This window comes from Paraburkholderia sp. BR10923 (assembly GCF_040948765.1).
In the GTDB taxonomy this organism is placed as follows: Bacteria; Pseudomonadota; Gammaproteobacteria; order Burkholderiales; family Burkholderiaceae; genus Paraburkholderia; species Paraburkholderia youngii.
Genome location: NZ_JBFPKO010000003.1, coordinates 266104 through 287207, shown reverse-complemented (window position 1 = coordinate 287207; position 21104 = coordinate 266104). Strand labels below are relative to the sequence as shown.

Annotated in this window: 20 protein-coding genes; 8 read left to right on the top strand and 12 right to left on the bottom strand. The window is 64.8% G+C overall.

The features are described from left to right. Nucleotides 1–109: 109 nt before the first annotated feature. The 3 genes from gshA to ada form a co-directional block, all read right to left on the bottom strand. Nucleotides 110–1726, bottom strand: coding sequence for a glutamate--cysteine ligase (gene gshA / locus AB3X94_RS07260; RefSeq protein ID WP_368611146.1), 1617 nt, complete (start codon nt 1724–1726; stop codon nt 110–112). Between the two features lie 218 nt (nt 1727–1944). Then, the gene (locus tag AB3X94_RS07255; RefSeq protein WP_368611145.1) at nt 1945–2865 is read right to left on the bottom strand and encodes a DNA-3-methyladenine glycosylase; all 921 of its coding nucleotides are present in this window, start codon (nt 2863–2865) and stop codon (nt 1945–1947) included. Further along, nucleotides 2862–4022: a bifunctional DNA-binding transcriptional regulator/O6-methylguanine-DNA methyltransferase Ada gene (gene ada, locus AB3X94_RS07250; protein WP_176110666.1), complete on the bottom strand. Its 1161-nt coding sequence runs from the start codon at nt 4020–4022 to the stop codon at nt 2862–2864. The genes AB3X94_RS07255 and ada overlap by 4 nt, the downstream gene beginning before the upstream one ends. A 437-nt stretch (nt 4023–4459) precedes the next feature. Here ada and AB3X94_RS07245 point away from each other — a divergent pair, with 437 nt between their 5' ends. Beyond that, nucleotides 4460–4885, top strand: a complete 426-nt coding sequence (locus tag AB3X94_RS07245) for a VOC family protein (protein WP_368611144.1) — start codon at nt 4460–4462, stop codon at nt 4883–4885. Between the two features lie 44 nt (nt 4886–4929). Here AB3X94_RS07245 and AB3X94_RS07240 read toward each other — a convergent pair whose 3' ends face one another. Together AB3X94_RS07240 and AB3X94_RS07235 are read right to left on the bottom strand one after the other, a co-directional pair. Beyond that, the gene (locus tag AB3X94_RS07240) at nt 4930–5484 is read right to left on the bottom strand and encodes a YaeQ family protein (protein ID WP_368611272.1); all 555 of its coding nucleotides are present in this window, start codon (nt 5482–5484) and stop codon (nt 4930–4932) included. A 142-nt stretch (nt 5485–5626) separates the two neighbouring features. After that, nucleotides 5627–6604, bottom strand: a complete 978-nt coding sequence (locus AB3X94_RS07235) for a LysR family transcriptional regulator (RefSeq protein ID WP_176109880.1) — start codon at nt 6602–6604, stop codon at nt 5627–5629. A 171-nt stretch (nt 6605–6775) separates the two neighbouring features. On the opposite strand from AB3X94_RS07235, the gene AB3X94_RS07230 reads away from it, so the two are divergent. The 4 genes from AB3X94_RS07230 to araH all read left to right on the top strand — a co-directional run bounded on the left by AB3X94_RS07230 (nt 6776) and on the right by araH (nt 12139). Further along, entirely contained in the window at nt 6776–8224 is a 1449-nt protein-coding gene (locus AB3X94_RS07230; RefSeq protein WP_368588291.1) for an aldehyde dehydrogenase family protein, read from the top strand. Nucleotides 8225–8402: 178 nt separating this feature from the next. Next, on the top strand, nt 8403–9407 hold the full coding sequence (locus AB3X94_RS07225; protein ID WP_176109878.1) for an arabinose ABC transporter substrate-binding protein: 1005 nt from the start codon (nt 8403–8405) through the stop codon (nt 9405–9407). A 93-nt stretch (nt 9408–9500) separates the two neighbouring features. Further along, nucleotides 9501–11060: an L-arabinose ABC transporter ATP-binding protein AraG gene (gene araG / locus AB3X94_RS07220; protein WP_176109877.1), complete on the top strand. Its 1560-nt coding sequence runs from the start codon at nt 9501–9503 to the stop codon at nt 11058–11060. A 74-nt stretch (nt 11061–11134) separates the two neighbouring features. Continuing rightward, nucleotides 11135–12139, top strand: coding sequence for an L-arabinose ABC transporter permease AraH (araH, locus tag AB3X94_RS07215; protein ID WP_368584826.1), 1005 nt, complete (start codon nt 11135–11137; stop codon nt 12137–12139). Between the two features lie 246 nt (nt 12140–12385). Here the strand turns inward: araH and sap1 are convergent, their stop codons facing one another. Continuing rightward, nucleotides 12386–12724, bottom strand: a complete 339-nt coding sequence (sap1, locus tag AB3X94_RS07210; RefSeq protein WP_013091020.1) for a surface attachment protein Sap1 — start codon at nt 12722–12724, stop codon at nt 12386–12388. Between the two features lie 492 nt (nt 12725–13216). Here sap1 and AB3X94_RS07205 point away from each other — a divergent pair, with 492 nt between their 5' ends. Next, nucleotides 13217–13396 carry a hypothetical protein gene (locus tag AB3X94_RS07205; RefSeq protein ID WP_176109876.1) on the top strand — a complete coding sequence of 60 codons (180 nt, stop codon included), beginning with the start codon at nt 13217–13219 and terminating at the stop codon, nt 13394–13396. A gap of 203 nt (nt 13397–13599) precedes the next feature. Here AB3X94_RS07205 and AB3X94_RS07200 read toward each other — a convergent pair whose 3' ends face one another. Then, nucleotides 13600–14025: an HIT family protein gene (locus tag AB3X94_RS07200; RefSeq protein ID WP_176109875.1), complete on the bottom strand. Its 426-nt coding sequence runs from the start codon at nt 14023–14025 to the stop codon at nt 13600–13602. Between the two features lie 103 nt (nt 14026–14128). After that, nucleotides 14129–15064 carry a GlxA family transcriptional regulator gene (locus AB3X94_RS07195; protein ID WP_368611143.1) on the bottom strand — a complete coding sequence of 312 codons (936 nt, stop codon included), beginning with the start codon at nt 15062–15064 and terminating at the stop codon, nt 14129–14131. A gap of 175 nt (nt 15065–15239) precedes the next feature. Between AB3X94_RS07195 and AB3X94_RS07190 the strand changes: the two genes are divergently transcribed. Then, nucleotides 15240–16079, top strand: coding sequence for an SDR family NAD(P)-dependent oxidoreductase (locus tag AB3X94_RS07190; protein WP_368611142.1), 840 nt, complete (start codon nt 15240–15242; stop codon nt 16077–16079). 27 nt (nt 16080–16106) lie between these two features. Here the strand turns inward: AB3X94_RS07190 and AB3X94_RS07185 are convergent, their stop codons facing one another. Continuing rightward, the gene (locus AB3X94_RS07185) at nt 16107–17222 is read right to left on the bottom strand and encodes a diguanylate cyclase (RefSeq protein WP_368611141.1); all 1116 of its coding nucleotides are present in this window, start codon (nt 17220–17222) and stop codon (nt 16107–16109) included. 268 nt (nt 17223–17490) lie between these two features. On the opposite strand from AB3X94_RS07185, the gene AB3X94_RS07180 reads away from it, so the two are divergent. After that, nucleotides 17491–17820: an ecotin precursor gene (locus AB3X94_RS07180; protein ID WP_176380619.1), complete on the top strand. Its 330-nt coding sequence runs from the start codon at nt 17491–17493 to the stop codon at nt 17818–17820. A gap of 98 nt (nt 17821–17918) precedes the next feature. Here AB3X94_RS07180 and AB3X94_RS07175 read toward each other — a convergent pair whose 3' ends face one another. The 3 genes from AB3X94_RS07175 to mnmE all read right to left on the bottom strand — a co-directional run bounded on the left by AB3X94_RS07175 (nt 17919) and on the right by mnmE (nt 21099). Then, nucleotides 17919–18080: a hypothetical protein gene (locus AB3X94_RS07175; RefSeq protein WP_176109870.1), complete on the bottom strand. Its 162-nt coding sequence runs from the start codon at nt 18078–18080 to the stop codon at nt 17919–17921. A gap of 245 nt (nt 18081–18325) precedes the next feature. Then, nucleotides 18326–19516, bottom strand: a complete 1191-nt coding sequence (locus tag AB3X94_RS07170; RefSeq protein WP_176109869.1) for an integrase arm-type DNA-binding domain-containing protein — start codon at nt 19514–19516, stop codon at nt 18326–18328. A 188-nt stretch (nt 19517–19704) separates the two neighbouring features. Further along, the gene (mnmE, locus tag AB3X94_RS07165; protein WP_368611140.1) at nt 19705–21099 is read right to left on the bottom strand and encodes a tRNA uridine-5-carboxymethylaminomethyl(34) synthesis GTPase MnmE; all 1395 of its coding nucleotides are present in this window, start codon (nt 21097–21099) and stop codon (nt 19705–19707) included. Nucleotides 21100–21104: the final 5 nt, after the last annotated feature.

Sequence of the window (21104 nt, the reverse complement as noted above, 5' to 3'; positions counted from 1 at the left end):
GCGCTCGCAGAGAGCAATCCGTAGAGCTTACTTGCGGTTTCGCACGGACAAAGAAAAAGCGGCCACGTGGGCCGCTTGATTACTTCTCGAGTTGTTGTGGTCCGAGCGCTCAGACACTGAAGCGATTGAGCGTATAGGCCCGATACGCGGCGACGAACGCGTCGAACGAACCAACCTCCTCGCGTTCGAGCTTCGCCTGTTCGTCGAGCGATTGCACCGCGAGGTCCGCAAACGCCTTGGACTGCTCGGCATCGAGCGGACGCGCGCGGAAGTACGCGGCGTGCGCTTCGCTTTGCGCGAGGCCGAACGCGAGAAAGCTCTGCTGCTGGTCACGCATCGTTTGCAGCACGCGCGCCGATGGCGTCAGCGATACGTCCGCGAGCTTCGCGCGTTGCGCGGCGACCGCGCGCGCGTGTTCGTCGCCGCCCCTCAAGCCGTCGAGCACGGCCGCCGCGGCGTCGATTTTCACGAGCAGTTCGTCGGCCCATTCGGTCATCGCGACCGGCTTGCCGTCGCGAACCAGTTCGAGGCCTGGCTTGCGGCCTTCCATCGTCACGCGGCCGAAGTTCTGATTCGCTTCGGTGTAGGCGGGCGGAGGCAATGGCGCGCTGTCGTCGAGCGCGCATACGAGCAGGTACGCATCGAGAAAGCGCGATGTTTCGAGCGAAATGCCGCTCGGCTCGAACGGATCGATATCCATGCAACGCACTTCGACGTATTGCACGCCGCGCACGGCGAGCGCATGGAGCGGCCGCTCACCCGGATACGTGACGCGCTTCGGACGGATCGTCGAATAGAACTCGTTTTCGATCTGCAGCACGTTGGTGTTGATCTGCACCCACTCGCCGTCGCGTTGCGTACCGATCTGCTCGTAGGCGGGATACGGCTGGCTCACGGCTTTCGCGAGCGCGTCGAGATAGCCGGGCAGCGTGTCGTAGTCGGCGTGCAGCGCGGCCTGCGCGGTCGTGTTCGAATAGCCGAGATCGCTCATGCGCAGGCTCGTCGCGTACGGGCGATACAGCGTGTCGGCGTCGAACGTGTCGAGCGTGTGTTTGCGATCGCGGAGGAATCGACGATCGAGCGCCGGCGACGCGCCGAACAGATACATCAGCAGCCAGTTCGTGCGGCGGAAATTGCGGATCAGCGCGAGGTAGCGGTCGGACTGGAAGTCGACGGCGTTCGCGGTGGATTGCTGATCGGCGTGCAGCAGGCGCCACACTTCTTCGTTCAGAGAATAGTTGTAGTGGATGCCCGCGATGCACTGCATCGTGCGGCCATAGCGCAGCGCGAGGCCGACCCGGTACACGTACTTCAGCTTGCCGATGTTCGACGTGCCGTAGTGCGCGATCGGAATGCCGTCGTCGGTGGCGGGCAACAGCCCCGGCATCGAGTTGTTCCACAGGATCTCGTCGCCGAGCTCCGCGTAGACGAAACGATGCAGCACGTCGAGCTGCGCGAGCGTTTCGGCGGCGTCCTGCTCGGCCGGCGTGATCAGCTCGAGCAGCGCCTCGGAGTAGTCGGTCGTCAGCGACGGATGCGTGAGCGCCGAGCCGAGCGCGCGCGGATGCGGCGTCATCGCGAGCTGGCCGTCGCGCGTTACGCGCAGGCTTTCCCTTTCGATGCCGCGCAGGCCGCGTATCAGCGCATCGCGCTGCGGGCTCGAGTCGAGCACGGACAGGCGGTGCGAAAGCACGTCGGTCGTGCCGGATGGTGTGGTGTTTGGCATTGATGCAGGTCGGGCGTTGCCGGTCGCCGTGTATCGCCAGACGATTCACAGGCGATACAGCGGCTGACAACGTTCGGCGGAATTTTCAGTAGCGGGCACTTTAACATCTCGCCAGAACGGCTGCTTGCGGCCGCTTCGGCGGGGTTTGAGCGCGCATGGCGGGGTCGCGCTGAACTGCGCCATCGCCATCAGCGCGTCGTGACGACGCTCAGCTCAGCTCACCCGCCGCGCGCCGCGCCCGCCCGATCCGCTACCTCGTTCCACAGATGCATCGCGGCATACGCGCGATACGGCCGCCACGCGTCGCTGCGGCTGCGCTGCTGTGCAGGCCGTATCAGCGAAGGATCGCGCGCACAGATCGATTGCATCAGCACGAGATCCGACGCGGGCCATGCATCGGGATCGCGCCATGCGCGCATCGCGACGTATTCGACGGTCCATGGGCCGATGCCCGCGAGCGCGAGCAACGCGGCGCGCAGGCTCGCGGCGTCGACGGTGTCGCTGCTGTCGAGCGGGACGTCGCCGCTCGCGACTGCGCGCGCGAAGCCCTGTAACGCGGCGACGCGTTTGCCGGGCATGCCGATCTGCGCGAGATCGACTTCGGCGAGCGCGGCCGGCGTCGGAAAACGCCACGCGGTGTCCTGGTGCGGATGGCCGTCGATGCGTTGGCCCGCGCGCTGCACGAGCCGTCCGATGATGGTCGTCGCGGCCTTCACGCTGACCTGCTGACCGACGATCGCACGCACCACCAGTTCGAAGCCTGACCATGCGCCCGGCACCCGCAGGCCAGGCACCGCGGCGACGAGCGGCGCGAGCCACGGGTCCGCGGCGAGTCCGGCGGCGATCTTCTTCGGATCGGCGCGCAGATCGAACATCTTCGCGATCGGCGCGGCGAGTGCATCGGCATGCCGGCTCGCCGGCCCTTCGATGCTCGCGACGACGCAGCGCTTGCGAGGATGCAGCCGCACGCTGAGTGTGCCGCTGTCGCCGTTCCAGTCGATCGCGCGACGATACGCGCCGTCCTCGACGGCTTCGACGCCAGGCGTCGCGCGGCCGCTGAAAAAACGCAGCAGCCGCGGCCAGTCGAACGGTGCCTTGAACGGTAATTCCAGAGTTGCGACGTCGTTAAGCGAGCTCAAGCGGCGTGATCCAGGTTGGAGTGGCGGGAATCGGCATCGGGGCGGCTAGCGCGGCGGCGCGGCGCGTCGCCGGCTGAAGCGCCGCCTGCGTGCTGCGCCTCATTGTCGAGCAACGCGGCCTTGCGCGGCAGCCCCCAGCGATAGCCGGCGAGCGCCCCGCCCTTCTGCACGACGCGATGGCAAGGAATCGCGAGCGCGACCGGATTGGTCGCGCATGCACTTGCGACGGCGCGTACCGCGCGCGGCGAACCGACCGCCTCGGCGATCTGCGAGTAGCTGCGCGTTTCGCCGTACGGAATGCGTCGCAAAGCATCCCACACGCGCTGTTTGAACGCGGTTGACGCGATGTCGAGCGGCAGGTCGAAGTCCTGGCGCGTGCCGCGCAGGTACGCATCGATCTGCGCGATGAACGGTGCTAGGCGCCCAGCGTCCTCGCGCAGCTCTGCGTTCGAGAACTCGCCGCGCAATTCGTCGATCAACAGCGCGGTGTCGTCGCCGAAACCGATCTTGCAGATGCCCTTATCGGTCGCCGCGACCAGCACGAAGCCGAGCGAGGTCGGCGCGCTCGCGTAGCGCACCGTTAGCCCGGCGCCCTTGCGCCGGTAAGCGGAGGGCGCCATGCCGAGCTCGGCCGGCGCGCTGTCGTACATGCGCGAAGGCGAGCCGAAACCGGCGTCGAGTGTCGCTCGCGTGACATCGGCGCCGCCCTGTAGCGCGTCGCGCAGCGCGGCGCCGCGCTGCGCGGCCTGGTACTGACGCGGCGACACGCCGACGACGCGCTTGAACAGGCGCTGCAAATGAAACGGGCTCACGTGCACGGCGTCGCTCAGTTGCGCGAGCGTGAGGCGCTGCTGCGGATCGGCGTCGAGCGCCGCGCAGGCCCTCGCGACGATGTCAAGCTCGCGTGGCAGGCCGCCCGGCTGGCAGCGCTTGCAATCGCGGAAGCCCGCGGCGCGCGCGGCGGCGGCATCGGTGAAGAAGGCGACGTTTTCGCGGCGCGGCTGGCGCGACGCGCACGACGGCCGGCAGAACACGCCGGTCGTCCTGACCGCGTAGAAGAATGCGCCGTCGGCATCGTGGTCGCGGTGGGTGACGGCGTCCCAGCGCTCGTCGTCGGTGAGCCACTGGGTGGCACCGACGTCCGCGGTGGTGCGCATGGGGGTGGAATGGCGAGTGGTGGCGTTCATGATGTCCTGGGGCCCGGATGGGCAGTCAGTGTCGATGCTCATCAATCTAGGCCTGTTCGCTGCACAGTACGCGCCGGTTCTTGCTCTGTCATTCGGACGCGCTTGTCCTCACCCGTAGTGGGGTCAAACCGGACAAATCGCGGTCCGAAACGCCGCGGAACGCCCCGCGGCCGGGCGTTTTGCCTCAAACTGCGACAATTTTGCAAGATATCGGGTTTTCCCTTAAAAAGTTATTGCGTCGCACCAAGCCGATGTGTATATTAGTACTTGTCTCCTCCATGTCTCCTCCTGATATGGATTCAGCCCGCTCCACTTGAGCGGGCTTTTTTTTTGCCCGCCGATCCGCCCCCCGCCCTTTCTCCTACACTTCCTAATCGGTTCTCCGTACTAGCGAAAGGGCGTTCAGCATGAAAATCCACATTCGCGAGATCGACCACGTCGTGATCCGGGCGACGCACGTCGACACCCTCGCGCGCTTTTACTGCGACGTACTCGGTTGCAGCGTTGAAAAGGAGCAGCGCGAACTCGGCCTCACGCAGCTGCGCGCGGGCCGATCGCTGATCGATCTGCTGCAGGTCGGCGCTAAGCTCGATCGCGCGGAAAACGGTGAGGCGGGCACGGGGCGCAACATGGATCACCTGTGTCTGCGCGTCGAGTCGTTCGACGCCGACGCGCTGAAGGCGCATCTGAGCGCGCATGGCGCGCGGCTCGGCGAACAGGGGGTGCGTTATGGCGCGGACGGGTTTGGACCGTCGCTGTATCTGTTCGACCCGGAGGGCAACATGATCGAACTGAAGGGGCCGCCGGAGGCGGCGCGAATCACGTCGCTCTGAAAGCGAAAACGAAACTGCGCGAAAACCGGTTCAGACCGGTTCCATCATGCGTCGGCGGGCGCTTTCAGTACGGTCCAGTCGATCTTCACCGCGTCGGCTTCGGCACTGCCGAGCCAGGCTTCGCCGTCCTGCACCGTGCATTGCAGCCGCATCGTGCGCTCGGCGAGTGAGCCGAGCGATACCGCGACGTCCTCGCCGAGCGTCCAGACCGTCACGTTGCGCAGGCGCTCGACCTTGTTGCGCACGCCCTGCCACCAGATTTCCGAGGTCCGCCCGCCATACGCGATCACGATCACGTGATTGGCACGGCCGCTCGCCTTCGCGATGCGGCGCTCGTCGGGCTGGCCGACCTCAATCCAGGTGTCGATCGCGCCGGTCAGATCCTTCGCCCACAGATCCGGCTCGTCGACATCCGACAAACCTTTGCAAAACTCCAGCCGCTCCTGTGCGAACAGCGCGAACGCGGCGACGCGGACCATCATCCGTTCGTCGGTTTCCGAGGGGTGACGGGCGATCGTCAGTGAATGGTCGGCGTAATAGTGCCGGTCCATGTCCGCGATCTGCACTTCAGCCTTGTATATCGTCGATTTGAGAGCCATGCCGTTGCTAAACCAGGCGCTCGCTCCACCGGAGCGCAGCGAAAATGAATCGTCGACGGCGCGTTGCCGTTTCTTGTGTTTGCTGTACATCGTCTGTTCCTCCCGCGCCGTCGGCCGGTGCCTATGACACGGAAGGAAGCATTTACCGGGCCACCACCGGTTCCATGGCGGTGCCGTACACGTCGCGGGCCGCCTCCCGCAGCGCCTCGAGCACGACGGCGGCCGCCGGAGACAACAGATGCGACTGGCGCGTGATGATACCGAATGTGTCCATCCTGCACGGTAAATCGATCGGTACGCGTTTCAATACCCCGTACTGTTGGTACTGACGCGCCACTTCATCGGGCAATACAGCCAACATGTCGCTTTGCAGCAGCAGGCTCGAAATCGCGAGGAAGTTATTCGTATTGACGACGTTCTGCGGCGGATTCAGGCCAATCTGCGAAAACATCAGATCGAAGCGGTGGCGCAGCACGCTGCCAGGCGGATGCAGCACCCACGCCGCGTTGACGATACCGCGCAGCGTCAATCCCGTTTCGTTTTCGAGCGGATGGCCAGGCCGGGCGACCACGCACAGCGGTTCGTCGGCGAGCGGCTCGTAGCGCACGTCGGTCTTGAACTGATTCTGCCGTTCGAGCACGCGGCCGATCATGATGTCGAGGTCGCCTTCGGCGAGCCGCGGCAGCATCACGTCGGAGGTCTCGACCTCTGTCCAGATCTGCAACTGCGGATAACGCTCCTTCACGCTCGCGATCGCGCGCGGCACCATCGTCGCGGCAGCCGCGGCGATCACGCCGATGCGCACCTGACCCGCGAGCCCCGAGCGCAGCGCCGAGATTTCGTCGTGCGCCTGGCTCAGGTTCGACAGCACCATGCGCGCGTGGCGGATCATCACCTCGCCGTACAGCGTCGCGTGCATACCGTGCGGCGTGCGGTCGAACAGGCTCACGCCGAGCATGTCCTCGAGTTCTTTCAACAGGCGCGACGCGGCCGGCTGCGTCATGCCGAGCACGTCAGCCGCGCGGCGCACGTTGCCCTCCTCCTCCATCGCGGCAAGCAGCAGCAACTGGCGCGTCTTCAGGCGCGCGCGCACGAACCAGTTCGAATAGCTACGCGTCATCGCAGGGGTCTCCAGGTTTTTACGGGCGATGTTTGTACGTTCTGCTTTGAAGTTCCCATGATGCCATATCGAAACTGATATCGGAGAAGCCTAAAAAGGGATTGGAAAGTTATTGGGACGACTCATACCATTCGTGGACTTTTGTGAACTTCCGGTGCGCCTTTTCCGCCGATGAACCGCGATCCGCTCGTCCCCCTCGTTACCAGCCCGTTTCGCCATTACATCAATGGCGGATGGGAGACGGGTGCGACCGCGGGCGTGTCGCTCAATCCGTCGGATCTCGACGAACCGGTCGGCGAATACGTGCGGGCCGACGTGCGGCAGACCGACAGCGCAATCGAGGCGGCGCACGCGGCGTTTCGCGACTGGTCGCTCGCCTCCGCGCAGCGCCGCGCCGACGCGCTCGACGCGATCGGCAGCGAAATGCTCGCGCGCCGCGAGGAACTGGCGCGTCTGCTCGCGCGTGAAGTCGGCAAGGTGCTGCCCGAGGCGCTCGCCGAAGCGACGCGCGCGGGGCAACTGTTCAAGCTGTTCGCCGCCGAGGCGCTGCGCGCGTTCGCCGAACCGCTCGCGTCCGCGCGTGCCGGCGTCGAAATCGACGTGACGCGCGAGCCGCTCGGGGTGGTCGGCGTCATCGCGCCGTGGAGCGCGCCGCTCGCGATCGCCGCGGCGAAGATCGGTGCCGCGCTCGCGCATGGCAACTGCGTCGTGTACAAGCCGGCCGAATCGGTGCCGGCCTGCGCGGCGGCGCTCGCGTCGATCGTCAGTCGCGCGGGCTTGCCGGCCGGCGTGTTCAACCTCGTGATGGGCAGCGGCCGCAAAGTCGGTGCGCGAATCGTCGCGCATCCGCTCGTCGCCGCGATCAGCTTCACCGGTTCGTCCGATACCGGCACACGTGTGCTACAGGCTGCCGCGACGCGCCAGGCACGCGTGCAGCTCGAGATGGGCGGCAAGAATCCGTTTGTCGTGCTGGCCGACGCCAATCTCGACGGCGCGGTCGATGCCGCGCTGACCGGCGCCTTCAGCGCGACGGGCCAGCGCAGCACCGCGGCCGCGCGGCTGATCGTCGAGCGCGCGGTGTTCGCGCAGTTCGTCGACGCGTTGCAGGCGAAGCTCGCGAAACTCACCGTCGATCACGCGCTGAAGCACGGCACCGACATCGGCCCGGCGGCGAACGCCGCGCAGCTCGAACGCAATCTCGAATACGTGCGCATCGGCGAACAGGAAGGCGCGCAGTTGCTGCGCGGCGGTAGGCAGCTGCAGCGCGCGACGCGCGGCTATTTTTTCGAGCCGGCGCTGTTTGTCGGCGAACCGGAGCATCGCATCGCGCGCGAAGAGATTTTCGGGCCGCTCGCGGTCGTGCTGCGTGCGGACGATTACGAACACGCGCTGCATCTCGCGAACGACACCACCTACGGATTGTGCGCCGGCATTTGCACGCGCTCGCTCGAACGCGCGCGGCATTTCCGCCGCCACGTGCAGAGCGGTCTCGTCACGATCAACCTGCCGACCACGGCCGTCGAACATCACGGACCCGGCGGCGGGCGCAAGGCGTCGGCCTATGGCGCGAGCGATGCCGCGTTCTGGACCGCCGTGAAAACGGCGTACGTGGCGGGCTAGAACCGATGAGCCGCACCACGGTTTTCGCCGCGCCACTGGCCGTGCGCCCCGCTCCACGAATCGCCCGGCTTGCCGAGCCGAGATCCACCCCGATCCGCGCGTCGGCTGACGCCGCCCGCGTTACCCCGCTGCAACTACCACGACATCAATGCAGCTTTTCAACCTCAGGAGACAGTAGATGACCAGCAAGCTTCGCCGTTTGACTCTGACCGCGATCGCCGCCGCCGCCCTCGCCGCGCCGTTTGCCGCGCAACTGTCCGCGCATGCGGACGAGCCGCTCAAAGTCGGCTTCCTCGTGAAGATGCCGGAACAGGCGTGGTTCATCAACGAACAGAAAGCCGCGACCGCGCTCGGCCAGAAGGACGGATTCTCGGTCGTCAACATCGGTACGCCCGACGGCGAAAAAGTGCTGGCCGCGATCGACAACCTCGGCGCACAAGGCGCGAAGGGCTTCGTGATCTGCGCACCCGACGTGCGTCTCGGACCGGCGATCCAGGCACGCGCGAAGCGCTACAACATGAAGTTCGTGACGGTCGACGACCAGCTGGTCGATTCGACCGGCAAGCCGCTTGCCAACGTGCCGCACCTCGGCATGTCCGCGTTCAAGATCGGCAATCAGGTCGGCACGGCGATCTCCGAGGAAATGAAGCGCCGCGGCTGGAAGCCCGAGGAAGTCGGCGCGCTGCGCATCACCGACTACGAACTGCCGACCGCGAAGCTGCGCACCGACGGCGCGACGCAGTCGCTGCTCGCCGGCGGCTTCAAGAAGGAAAACATCTTCGACGCTCCGCAGAAAACCACCGACGACGAAGGCGGCTTCAACGCGGTGTCGCCGGTGCTCGCGCAGCATCCGAACATCAAGAAGTGGGTGATCTTCGCGCTCAACGAGGAAAGCGTGCTCGGCGGCGTGCGCGCGACAGAACAGCTGCACATTCCGGGCACGGACGTGATCGGCGTCGGCATCAACGGCGCGGGCGAGGCGTTCGCCGAGTTCCAGAAGAAGGAACCGACGGGCTTCTACGGCACGATCGCGGTCAGCTCGACGAACCACGGCAAGGAGAGCACCGAAAACCTCGTCGAATGGATCAAGGACGGCAAGCAGCCGCCCGCCGATACGCAGACCACCGGCAAGCTGATGGTCCGTAGCAATTGGCAGGACGTGCGCAAGGAACTGGGTATTTAAGCGAAGTTCTCGCAGCAGACGGCGGGCCGCATCGCGCGTTGCGATTAGCGTGAGCGTGGCCCGCTCTGGTTACATCCGTTCGAGGTTTTTCCGATGACGTCCTTATTCACCGGGTCTCATGCCGGCGACGCGGCGCTTGCGCCCTCGCCTGCACCGACGCCCGCATCCGACGCTCCCTATCTCCAGCTCGAGGGGATCACCGTGCGCTTCCCGGGCGTGCTCGCGCTCGACCAGGTGTCGCTCGAAGTGCGCCGCGGCGAGGTGCACGGCCTGATGGGCGAAAACGGCGCCGGCAAGTCGACGCTGCTGAAGGTGCTGTCCGGCGTCAATCACCCCGTGTCGGGCACGCTGTCGCTCGATGGCGTCGAGCAGCAGTTCGCGACGACCAAGGCGGCAATCGCCGCGGGCATCGCAATCATCTATCAGGAACTGCATCTGGTGCCGGAGCTGACCGTCGCCGAGAACCTGATGCTCGGCGCGCTCCCGAATCGCTTCGGGGTTCTGGACGAAAAGGCCTTGGTCGCGCGCGCGATGCGCGAGCTCGAACGGCTCGGCGAAAAGCTCGATCCGTCGCAGCAGGTCAAGCATCTGTCGATCGGTCAGCGGCAGATGATCGAAATTGGCAAGGCGCTGATGCGCGACGCGCGGGTGATCGCGTTCGACGAACCAACCAGCTCGCTGTCGTCGCGCGAAACCACGCAACTGTTCCGCATCATCCGGGCGCTGAAGGCCGAAGGCCGCGCGATCATTTACGTCACGCACCGGATGGATGAAGTCTACGAACTGTGTGATCGCGTCACCGTGTTTCGCGACGGCCGCCGCATCGACACCTTCGAGGCAGGCGCGGGACTCGATCGCGATCGGCTGATCAGCTGCATGGTGGGCCGCTCGATCACCGATGTGTACGGCTATCGCGCGCGCGAGCACGGCGACGTGCAGCTTCAGGTCGACGGTCTGATGGGGCCGGGCCTGCGCGAGCCGGCATCGTTTTCGGCGCGCAAGGGCGAGATCGTCGGCTTTTTCGGGCTCGTCGGCGCGGGCCGCTCCGAGTTGATGAAGCTGATCTACGGCGCGGTCAAGCCGAGCGCCGGCGGGGTCGCGCTGAAGGGCAAGCGCGTGCAGTTCGCCACGCCGCGCGACGCGGTGCGCGCCGGTGTCGCGCTGTGTCCCGAGGATCGCAAGCAGGAAGGCATCGTTTCGATTGCGTCGGTGTCGGACAACCTGAACATCAGCTGCCGCCGCCACTTCAGCCGCTTCAACGTGCTCAACGGCCGCAAGGAAGCGCAGACCACGCGCGAGTTCATCGGCAAGCTCGCGATCAAGACCCGCAACGGCGACACGCCAATCGGCACGCTGTCCGGCGGCAATCAGCAGAAGGTGATCCTGTCGCGCTGGCTCGCCGAAGAGATCGACGTGTTCCTGATGGACGAGCCGACGCGCGGCATCGACGTCGGGGCTCGCAGCGAGATTTACGGGCTGTTGTATGGGCTCGCCGAGGCGGGCCGCACGGTCATCGTCGTATCGAGCGATCTCGCCGAAGTGATCGGCGTGACCGATCGCGTGATCGTGATGAAGGAAGGCCGCATCGTCGGCGATCTGCCGAAGGCGCAAGCCACGCCGGATGCGCTGATCAAGCTGGCGTTGCCGCGCTGATCGGCCAACGGCTCTCGCCACCAGACCTCTTATCGAATACCGCAACGAAAACGGCATTGAATGGAACAGACATCATGAGCATACCTTCCACCGATTCCTCGACCCCCGCCGTCGCCTCCGCCGGTTTGACCGCGCGTGCCGCGCGCACCTGGGACCTGATCAACAAATCCGGCATCGTGATGGTGTTCATCATCCTGTTCGCGGTGCTGTCGTTCACGGTCCCGGGCTTTCTGAGCTCGCGCAATATCCAGGGCTTGCTGCTGTCGGTCACGCTGATCGGCTCGATCTCCGTCACGATGATGTTCGTGCTCGCGCTCGGCGAGGTGGACCTGTCGGTCGCGTCGATCGTCGCGTTTTCCGGCGTGGTGGCTTCCGTGCTGATCACCGCGACACATAGCGTATTCATCGGCGTCGCGGCCGGCGTGCTCGCGGGCGGCGCGGTCGGGCTCGTCAACGGCACGCTGGTCGCGCGCTACAAGATCAACTCGCTGATCGTCACGCTCGCGATGATGGAGGTCGTGCGCGGCCTCGCCTACATCACGTCGAACGGCGACGCGGTGATGATCTCCGAGGAGCGCTTTTTCGATCTCGGCGGTGGCTCGTTCCTCGGCATTTCTTATCCGATCTGGAGCAACATCATCGGCTTCGTGCTGTTCGGCTTCCTGCTGAAAAAAACCGTGTTCGGCAAGAACGTGCTGGCCGTCGGCGGCAATAGCGAAGCGGCCGTGCTCGCGGGGCTGCCCGTCACGCGGATCAAGATCACCGTATTCGTGCTGCAAGGGCTCGTGACCGGCTTCGCGGGCGTGATGCTCGCGTCGCGCATGAGTCTCGGCGATCCGAAGACGTCGGTCGGGCTCGAACTCGGCGTGATTTCCGCTTGCGTGCTCGGCGGCGTGTCGCTGACGGGCGGTGTCGCGACGATCTCCGGCGTGCTGGTCGGCGTGCTGATCATGGGTTCGGTACAGGACGCGATGAGCCTGCTTAACGTGCCGACGTTCTATCAGTACCTGATCCGCGGCGGCATCCTGCTGCTCGCGGTGCTGTTCGACCAGTTCCGCCGCAGCAAGCGCGTGCACTGACGCGCCGCTGCACCTGGCCGGTTTCCTGCGCTTTGCGAGAAGGCGTACTGCCGATGCGGGTCGATAAACCCCGCATCGGCTTTTTTATTGCGCGTGAAGCCTGGTCTGTATGAAAAAAAAACGGCTTGGCATCTGAATGCCCAAGCCGTCCTTTTTTAGCTCACGCGTTCACGGCTGCGACTTTAAAGCCGCAGTGCAGACGCATGCGACCGTGTTCCGGCTTTTGCCGGAATACCGGTGTTGTACTTATTGCTTGATAAATCGGTCGTTCGCCCAGAGCCCCTCGGTGTCGCTATTGGCTGCATTCACGAACTCGACGTCGTGGCCGACCACGCGCACCACCCGGAAACTCGAGTCGGTCGGTGTCGATACGCATTGATATCCGGAGAAGAATTCCTGCATCTGCTGCTGTTCACCGGCTTGCGCATGGTGATCGACGGCATCGAGCTTGTCCTTCGATACGCAGCCATACGCATTGGCCTTGAACTGGATCGTTTGCTGCGGCTTGATCACGACGTCTTGCGCCTGAACGCTAGCGGCAGCCAAACCCGCGATGGCGAAAACAACGGCAATTCGAGTTTTCATTCATTCCTCCGGGGCGGGCCGAAAAAATACTCGGTTAGCTATGTATTTAACTTTAACGATGGACCCACAGCTTGCACTTTAGGAGAACCAACAAGAACGACAAGCACATCTTGTGTGCGGTCGCAACAGTGGCTAATTGTCGCACCCGCTGTCAGGGCTGATTAAAGCCTGAGCAGACGCCTGATCGAACAGCAATGAAAAGAATTACTAAAAGTCCAACTCGCTCATCGCTTTAGCTGGTAAAGCTTCGCGCCCGCATTCGAGTAAACGCGTAGCGCCAATTAAGTAATTTAGTACAATTCAATCAACCAGTTTGTGCATCGCACACAAAGTCATTCGGCGGGCGAAAGCCGCTACGTGCAATAACGCGGCAGATGCAGAAAACAAATAGTGCCAGCCGTCCCTCGCAGCTTTCGTGAAGGGCCTGCAACGGCTTGCGGGTACAGGCGCTGCTCTACAATTGGAACAAATCTCCCGCACCTGGAGGCTATCGTGAACGAGCACGTAATACTCGGGATTTTTCTGGTCGTTCCGCTGCTCATCGTGATGTTTCTTTTTTCCGACGAACTGTGGCAAGAACATCGCGACCTGCACGACGGTCGGCCGTTGTCACCGCGTCCCCGGCGCATCGACTGGCGGCATCCGCTACGCCGTTCTCGCGATCGGCTCTGAGACTGCGAGCGGACCCCTGAAGAAAAAAGCCTGCCACAAGGGCAGGCTGAAAAAAGAGATCCACACTCAATGCCTTGAACACAAGGCAATAGCAGTCTAATCGCGACGCGCCAAGCGGTGGTTTCAACGGCTTTTACAGTTGTTACCGCACGTGACCGTTATGCCTGGCGCGGCAATTTGTCGGCAGGCGCACACGTCGCGCTTCAATGGACGCGCCAGTGTGCGCGAATCCGTTTGGCGAGCGCTTCAAGCGTGTCGGCGTCGGCGACCTCGCGCGCATGCAGCTTCAGCGGCTGGCCTTCCCAGCGCGGAATCACATGGAAATGGACGTGCGGCACCGTCTGTCCCGCCGCCGCGCCGTTGAACTGGCCGATGAACACACCGTCCGGACGCAGCGCCGCGCGCACCGCGATCGCGAGCTTTTGCGCCATGCGCGCGGACGCGACGAGCGCCACATCCGACAGATCGAAAATCTCCGCAACCGCTTCCTTCGGCACGACGAGCAGATGACCGTCGGCTTGCGGCATCAAGTCCATGAAAGCCAGCGCCTGGTCGTTTTCGGCCACCTTGATGCACGGTAGTTCGCCGCGCAAGATTTTGGCGAACGGGTTGCTGTCGTTGTAGCTCATCGCGTTTCCTTTCGTTTGGTCTGGTTTCGATTCATGGGTCGAGCGGGACGCCGCTGTTTCGCGCAGCTTCGCATCGCGGGCTTCCTATTTTCTACCCGAATGCTTACGCCACGCGTGCGGCGCGCCGGATCGCTTGAGGCGGCTGGCCGAACGCGCGCAAAAACGCGCGCCGCATCCGCTCGGGGTCGATGAAGCCAGTGTCGGCTGCGACCGTTTCGATCGAATGACGGCCGGTTTCGAGCATCGTGCGGGCCGCTTCGACGCGCAGCGCCTCGATCGCGCGGGCCGGCGACTGGCGAGTCTCGTCGCGAAACGCGCGGCTGAACTGACGCGGGCTCAGATGCGCGACGTCGGCGAGCTGCTCGACGCTCAGCGGCTCGCGCAGATGACTCTTCGCATACGACAGCGCGTTCTGGATCCGATCGGACTTCGGTTCGAGATCGAGCATCGCCGAGTATTGCGACTGCCCGCCGGTGCGGCGGTGATAGACGACGAGCTTTTTCGCGATCGCGCGCGACGCCGCGACGCCGAGGTCGTTCTCGACCAGCGCGAGGCACAGATCGATGCACGCGGTCATGCCGGCCGACGTCCACACCGAGCCGTCGACGATGAAGATGCGGTCCTCGTCGACCCGCGCGCGCGGAAAGCGCCGCTGCAGATCGCGCGCATGCGCCCAATGAGTGGTCGCGTGGCGGCCGTCCAGGATGCCCGCTTCGGCGAGGACGAACGCGCCGGTGCAAATGCTCGCGGTGCGGCGTGAGGCGGCGAGGGCCTCGTTCAGAAACGCGAGCAGTCCCGGCGACGACGGCGCGATTTCCATCGCGCCGGTGACGATCACCGTGTCATAGGCGGGACCGCCGAACGGCCGCGTCGCGACCTCGACGCCCGCCGAACTGCGCACCATGCCACCGTGCTCGGAGATCACCGTGACGTCGTACGCGGGTTCGTCGGTGTCCTGATTGGCGAGTTCGAAAATCGATACCGCGACCATGTCGAGGATCTGGAAGCCCGGAAACACCACTACACCGATGCGTTTCATCTGCGATGTCCTGAAATGAGGGAAATATGACGTTTGAGACAAGACAGTACGCGCCTAGACTCAGCTCGTCAACACCGCCGGACCAGCGCGAAACCCGCGAGACGGCGAGTTCACGGATGTTCCCATTCACCAGTCAGGGCGGTCGCATCGTGCGCAGCCCACAAGGAGAGCTTCAATGGCAACGCAGGCAGAGAAGGGCGTACAAGGCGATTCGAACGGAGGTAAGGGCACGGCGGTGGTCACTGGCGCATCGTCGGGGATCGGTGCGGTCTACGCGGACCGGCTCGCGCGACGCGGCTACGATCTGCTGCTGATCGCGCGCGACGGCGCGCGCCTCAGCAGCCTCGCCGAGCGGCTGACTAAGGAGACCGGCCGGCGCGTGAGCACCGTCAGCGCCGATCTGTCCAACAAGGCCGACGTGCGCCGCATCGAGAACCAGTTGCGCGCCGAGCGCGGCATCACGATGCTGGTCAACAACGCGGGCGTCGGCGCGACCGCGACGCTGCTCGACTCCGATATCGATGAACTCGAGAAGATGATCGATCTGAACGTGACCTCGCTCACGCGCCTGACGGCGGCGGTGTTGCCGGGTTTCATCGCGCGTGGCGCGGGCACGGTGATCAATATCTCGTCGATCGTCGCGCTGTCGCCGGAATTGCTGAACGGCACCTATAGCGGCTCCAAGGCGTACGTGCTGAACCTCACGCAGTCGCTGCATCACGAGGTGGGTGGCAAGGGCGTGCGGCTGCAGGCGGTGCTGCCGGGCGCGACGAGTACCGCGTTCTGGGATCGCGCGGGTCTCGCAGTCGAGAACCTGCCTGCGCAGATCGTGATGAGCGCCGAGGACATGGTCGACGCGGCGCTTGCCGGTCTCGACCAGGGTGAGTTGGTGACGATCCCGTCGTTGCCCGATGCCGCCGACTGGGAGCGTCTGAACAGCGCGCGTCTGCATCTGCAGCCGAATCTGTCGCGCAGCGCGCCGGCCGAGCGCTATACGCGCGCCGTGGCGGCGTGAAACAAAGGGGGTAGGGCAGCGCAAGACTCAGCCGCTCACCGCGACCTGATTCTTGCCGTCGTGTTTCGCGCGATACAGGCCGACGCTGGCGGCCTCGATCAGCGACGTGACCGGTTCGGCCGCCGACGGCAGCACCATCGCCGCGCCGATGCTGATCGTGACGACACCCTCTGCCGAGCCCGCATGCGTGATCGCGAGGTCTTCGACCGCGATGCGGATTTTCTCCGCGAGCAGGCGCAAGCCGCCCGCCGACGTGCCCGGCACGACCACCGCGAACTCCTCGCCGCCGAAGCGCGCGGCGAGATCCGGTGAATGGCCGAGGCACGCTTCGATCGTATGCGCGACGCTCTTCAGGACTTCGTCGCCGGCGACGTGCCCGTAGGTGTCGTTGTAGGCCTTGAGGTGATCGACGTCGATCATCAGGAGGCCGAGGCCGGTCTTGTCGCGCGTGCCGCGGCGCCATTCGTCGGCCAGATGCTGGTCCAGGTAGCGGCGGTTCGACAGGCCGGTCAGACCGTCCGAATGCGTGCGCCGCTGCAACTCCAGATTCGTCGCCAGCAGTTGCTGCTGTGACTGCCGCAGCGCGCGGTATGCCTCGTCGCGCTGCTGCAGGTTCAGATACGAGCGCGAGTGATAGCGGATGCGCGCGATCAGCTCGATGCGATCCGGCAGCTTGACGAGGTAATCGTTCGAGCCGGCCGCGAACGCCGCGCTTTTGACGAGGGGTTCTTCTTTGGTCGACAGCGCGATGATCGGGATGTCGCGCGTGGCCGGGTTCAGCCGATATTGCCGCACCAGCGTCAGACCATCGGCGCCCGGCATCGCGAGATCTTGCAGAATCACCGTCGCGCGCGTTTCCTCGGCGCAGAGCACCGCGTCTTCCCAGGACGCGCAGTAGTGAAAGTCGACACCCGGCTCGTCCGCGAGCGCCGAACGCACCGCGTCGGCGATGACCGGCTGGTCATCGACCAGCAGCACTTTGATCGGGCACTCGCCCGCTGGCGCGCCGGCGAGGATGCGCGCGAACGAGTCGTCGATGGCGAGACGCGGTGGATCCTCCGCGACGAGCGCATGCGCATGCGCCTGTGCTTCGTCTGCGGGATGCAGCGTTGCGACGTTCTGGGGCGGTTTAGAGGTGTCCATGTGGTTCAGCCCGAATGACGGTCAGGGAAGGCACGTTGCGGAGAGGCGGGGCGCTCTTTGACCATTGCCCTTGGTCAGATAATAGTCGGCGCCCGCGACAAGACCAGCCCGGCAATCGTCCCCGCTGAAGCCGCGCAATGCTCTGCGTCGGCTGACGCTTCTGACGTTATGCGCCTGTTACAGAGTTAATGTCCGGTTACCAACTGCAGCATCTATTTCCGCCCGCGCCAGCGACAATTCGTCCATGCCTGAACGGCGGGAGCTCAATATGAAAAAGATCGCAGTGGCGTTGGTAATGGCGGGTAGTTTGACGGTGGCGGGCCAGGCGTCGGCGCACGGACACGGCGGCGACGTGGTGGGTGCGCTGATCGGCGGCGCGGTGCTGGGCGCGGTGGTCAGCTCGGCGTTGACGCCGGCACCTTTGGTCGCGTATCCGCAGCCGGTTTATGCCGAGCCCGCGTATCAGCCCGCGCCCGCCTACGTGGCACCGCCGCCCGGATATTGCTATGACCAGTATCAGCGCGCCTATGTCGCGTGCGGCGCACCGCCGCCCGGACAGTACGGCTATGCACAGCCGCAACCCGAGCCGCAGTGGTGAACGTGGCATGGCTCCGATGCGCGGATGATCCAGACTGGCAGCGCGAAGACAAAAAGGCCGTCGCTCGATGCGACGGCCTTTTTTCATTGAGGCACGCCTTAATGCTTGTGATGCAGCCACTCCGCGTAATGCGTGTCGAGCCAGCGCTCGAGCTTGGGCGGTTTGGACGGGTCGCGGTGACGCGACATCATCCAGATGGCAAAGCCGACCACCAGCATGACCGCAGGCCCCATCAGATAGGCGAGCATTGATTCAGGCATCGAAACCTCCGTATCTGCTTGCATCCATCTCTCAGTGTAGGCGAAGGAAGCGGGGAAAGAACGATGATGTGCACCGGTTGTGAATAGCGGAAAAAGGCGCATTTTCGCGCGGTTTAGAAACCTTATTTTTTAATGACTTTCCTTTGTTCGATTAGGTTTGCGACGAGGTCGCATCGGCCTGTGTACCATCCCGATTCCGGCATGGCGGCCAGCGTCACATCTCGCCAAAACCCATGACGATGCCGTCAAGCCGTCCCGTTCACGCTCTGCCGTGCGACTTCCATCTGGCTATCGACAAAGTCCGCCCAACTCTGAAGCATGCGACGGTCCCGCGCTGCTTCATCGGTTGGTTCACGATTCGTGATGTCGCGTGCCGCGGCTGATTGCTGCTCCATGTCGCGCAGATGCGTCGACGCGGTGCGACGAAAGTCATGCAGCACGAAATGCTCCACGTCGAGCCCCAATGCCTTGACCGCCTGGTTCAGCGTACTTTTCGCGATCGGCCGATCGTCGCCCCTGACGCTCGGGAACACGTACGTCTCGCTGGTGCGCGCGCGCTGCAGCTCGCGCAGCAGCGCAACCGCCTGACGCGGCAGACGTACGATGCGGTCCTCGCGCGCGTTCAGGCGGGCAGCGGGGATTGTCCATAGCGCGTTGTCGAGATCGAACTCGGCCCATCTGGATTCGATGAGGTCCGATTTGCGCGCCATCGTCAGCACCAGCAGGTGCAGCGCTAGCTTCAGCGGGCGGCGGATATTCGACGTGTCGATGGTGCGCAGCATGACGCCGATCTCGGCGCCGGACAACACGCGGGTGCGGCTGTCGAAGGTCGCGATCGAGCGCGCCGGCACGACTTCCGCGGGGTTGCTGGTCGCAAGCTGACGTGCGATCAGGTATGCGTACAGGCGCTTCACGACGTTGCGCGTGTGCAGCGCCATTTTCGGCGCGCCGCGGCTTTTGATGCGCTCGCAGATCGCGACGATGTCGTCAGCGGTGACCGCGCCGATCGGCTTGTTGCCGATCGCGGGCAGCACGTCCTTGTCGAGCGCGCGCCGGGTGGTGCGGCGATATTCGTCCGACTTGCCGGCCAGCGCCGTCGCGACATAAAGCTCGGCCGCTTCGCGCAGCACGTCGGCCTTGCTTTCGGCACCTCGATCGCGCCGCGCGGTCGCGACCGGCGAGATGCCCTGCGCGACGAGTGCCGCGTACCTCTGGGCCTTCGCGCGCGCGACGCGCAGCGAAATCATCCGGTAATCGCCGATCGTCGCGAGCGGCTGACGCTTGCCATTCAACGTATAGCGGAAGCGCCAGACCTTGGTGCCGGTCGTCATGACTTCGATCACGAGGCCGTTGCCGTCGGCGACACAGTAGCGGGTCGCGCGCGGTTCGAGCGCGCGGATCTCTGATTCGGTGAGCGGGGTGGCGAGGCGAGGCATGCTTTGGGGACGCTGTACGTCGTTTAGGTTCGGACAGCGGGGATTTTAGACTTTTACCACGGTTGTGTACCAAAAATCTGAGGGGTTTTTGGTTGACAGAATGCGATTTTCGATTGCGTGGCAGCAGCGGCTATTCGACCGCAGAACGTTATGTCGCCGCGCAATCTTGCCGACTCACGAGTTCGGCGTTACTTGCCGATACAGAATCGGCTGAAAATCACTCCGAGCAGATCGTCCGAGCTGAACTCACCCGTGATCGAATTCAACTGATCCTGCGCGAGCCGCAATTCCTCGGCGAACAGATCGAGTGCCTGCGCGTTCTGCTCCGCATGCGCGGCGGCGGTCGCCAGATGCTCGCCGGCCGCGCGCAATGCAATCAGGTGACGCTCGCGCGCGAGATAGACGCTCTCCGCGCCCGCCTGCCAGCCGGCAATCCGCAGCAGTTCGTCGCGCAACAACGAGACGCCGTCACCCTTCTTCGCCGACAGCCGCACCTCGCTGAGTTCGAGATCGGCGTCGAGCGCCCGCGTGGCGGGCGCGAGTCCGGTCAGGTCGGTCTTGTTCAGCACACGCACGACCGGCACGCCGCGCGGAAAACGTCCGGCGATCGTTTCGTCGTCGGTCGTCATGCCGGCGCGCGCGTCGAGCAGATGCAGCACCACGTCCGCGCGTTCGATCTCGCCCCATGTGCGCTCGATGCCGATCTTCTCGACCTCGTCCTCGGTGTCGCGCAGTCCCGCCGTGTCGATCACGTGGAGCGGGATGCCTTCGATCTGGATTGTCTGCGCGACCTTGTCGCGAGTCGTGCCGGCGATCGGTGTGACGATCGCGAGTTCGGCGCCAGCGAGCGCATTCAGCAGCGACGACTTGCCGACGTTCGGCTGCCCCGCCAGCACCACCGACAAGCCCTCGCGCAGCAGCGCTCCCTGGCGTGCCTCGCTCAGCACATGCGCGAGACGCTCGCGAATGCGCGCGAGCTTGCCGCGCGCGTCGGCGGCTTCGAGGAAGTCGATTTCCTCTTCGGGGAAGTCCAGCGTCGCTTCGACCAGCATCCGCAGCGTGATCACTTCTTCGACCAGCGCGTGGATGTCGCGCGAGAACGCGCCGTCGAGCGAGCGGCCGGCCGAACGCGCGGCGGCCTCGGTGCTCGCCTCGATCAGATCGGCGACGGCTTCGGCCTGCGCGAGGTCGAGCTTGTCGTTCAGAAACGCGCGACGCGTGAATTCGCCGGGCTCGGCGAGCCGCAGACCGAACGCGCGGCCGGCGTCGATGCAGCGCTGCAGGACCAATTGCAGCACAACCGGCCCGCCATGGCCCTGCAGTTCGAGCACGTGCTCGCCGGTATACGAATGCGGCGCCGGAAAGTACAGCGCGATGCCGCGGTCGAGCGGATTGCCGCTCGCGTCGAGAAACGGCACGTAGCTCGCGTGACGCGCCGCGAGCGTCTGGCCGGCGAGGGCCTGCATCAAAGGCTGGGCCGCCGCCGCGCCGGCACGGCCGAACGAAATCCGCACGACACCGATGCCTCCCCGGCCGGGCGCGGTAGCAATGGCAACGATGGGATCGGAGTCGGTCGTGAGCATGTGAA

Coding starts and splice junctions, on each gene's coding strand:
- AB3X94_RS07170 (WP_176109869.1), bottom strand. CDS start 19,516: ATGCCTCGCCTCGCCACCCCGCTCACCGAATCAGAGATCCGCGCGCTC.
- AB3X94_RS07245 (WP_368611144.1), top strand. CDS start 4,460: ATGAAAATCCACATTCGCGAGATCGACCACGTCGTGATCCGGGCGACG.
- AB3X94_RS07180 (WP_176380619.1), top strand. CDS start 17,491: ATGAAAAAGATCGCAGTGGCGTTGGTAATGGCGGGTAGTTTGACGGTG.
- ada (WP_176110666.1), bottom strand. CDS start 4,022: ATGCGCACCACCGCGGACGTCGGTGCCACCCAGTGGCTCACCGACGAC.
- AB3X94_RS07185 (WP_368611141.1), bottom strand. CDS start 17,222: ATGGACACCTCTAAACCGCCCCAGAACGTCGCAACGCTGCATCCCGCA.
- mnmE (WP_368611140.1), bottom strand. CDS start 21,099: ATGCTCACGACCGACTCCGATCCCATCGTTGCCATTGCTACCGCGCCC.
- AB3X94_RS07195 (WP_368611143.1), bottom strand. CDS start 15,064: ATGAAACGCATCGGTGTAGTGGTGTTTCCGGGCTTCCAGATCCTCGAC.
- AB3X94_RS07225 (WP_176109878.1), top strand. CDS start 8,403: ATGACCAGCAAGCTTCGCCGTTTGACTCTGACCGCGATCGCCGCCGCC.
- AB3X94_RS07200 (WP_176109875.1), bottom strand. CDS start 14,025: ATGAGCTACAACGACAGCAACCCGTTCGCCAAAATCTTGCGCGGCGAA.
- AB3X94_RS07230 (WP_368588291.1), top strand. CDS start 6,776: ATGAACCGCGATCCGCTCGTCCCCCTCGTTACCAGCCCGTTTCGCCAT.
- araG (WP_176109877.1), top strand. CDS start 9,501: ATGACGTCCTTATTCACCGGGTCTCATGCCGGCGACGCGGCGCTTGCG.
- AB3X94_RS07235 (WP_176109880.1), bottom strand. CDS start 6,604: ATGACGCGTAGCTATTCGAACTGGTTCGTGCGCGCGCGCCTGAAGACG.
- gshA (WP_368611146.1), bottom strand. CDS start 1,726: ATGCCAAACACCACACCATCCGGCACGACCGACGTGCTTTCGCACCGC.
- AB3X94_RS07240 (WP_368611272.1), bottom strand. CDS start 5,484: ATGGCTCTCAAATCGACGATATACAAGGCTGAAGTGCAGATCGCGGAC.
- AB3X94_RS07190 (WP_368611142.1), top strand. CDS start 15,240: ATGGCAACGCAGGCAGAGAAGGGCGTACAAGGCGATTCGAACGGAGGT.
- sap1 (WP_013091020.1), bottom strand. CDS start 12,724: ATGAAAACTCGAATTGCCGTTGTTTTCGCCATCGCGGGTTTGGCTGCC.
- araH (WP_368584826.1), top strand. CDS start 11,135: ATGAGCATACCTTCCACCGATTCCTCGACCCCCGCCGTCGCCTCCGCC.
- AB3X94_RS07175 (WP_176109870.1), bottom strand. CDS start 18,080: ATGCCTGAATCAATGCTCGCCTATCTGATGGGGCCTGCGGTCATGCTG.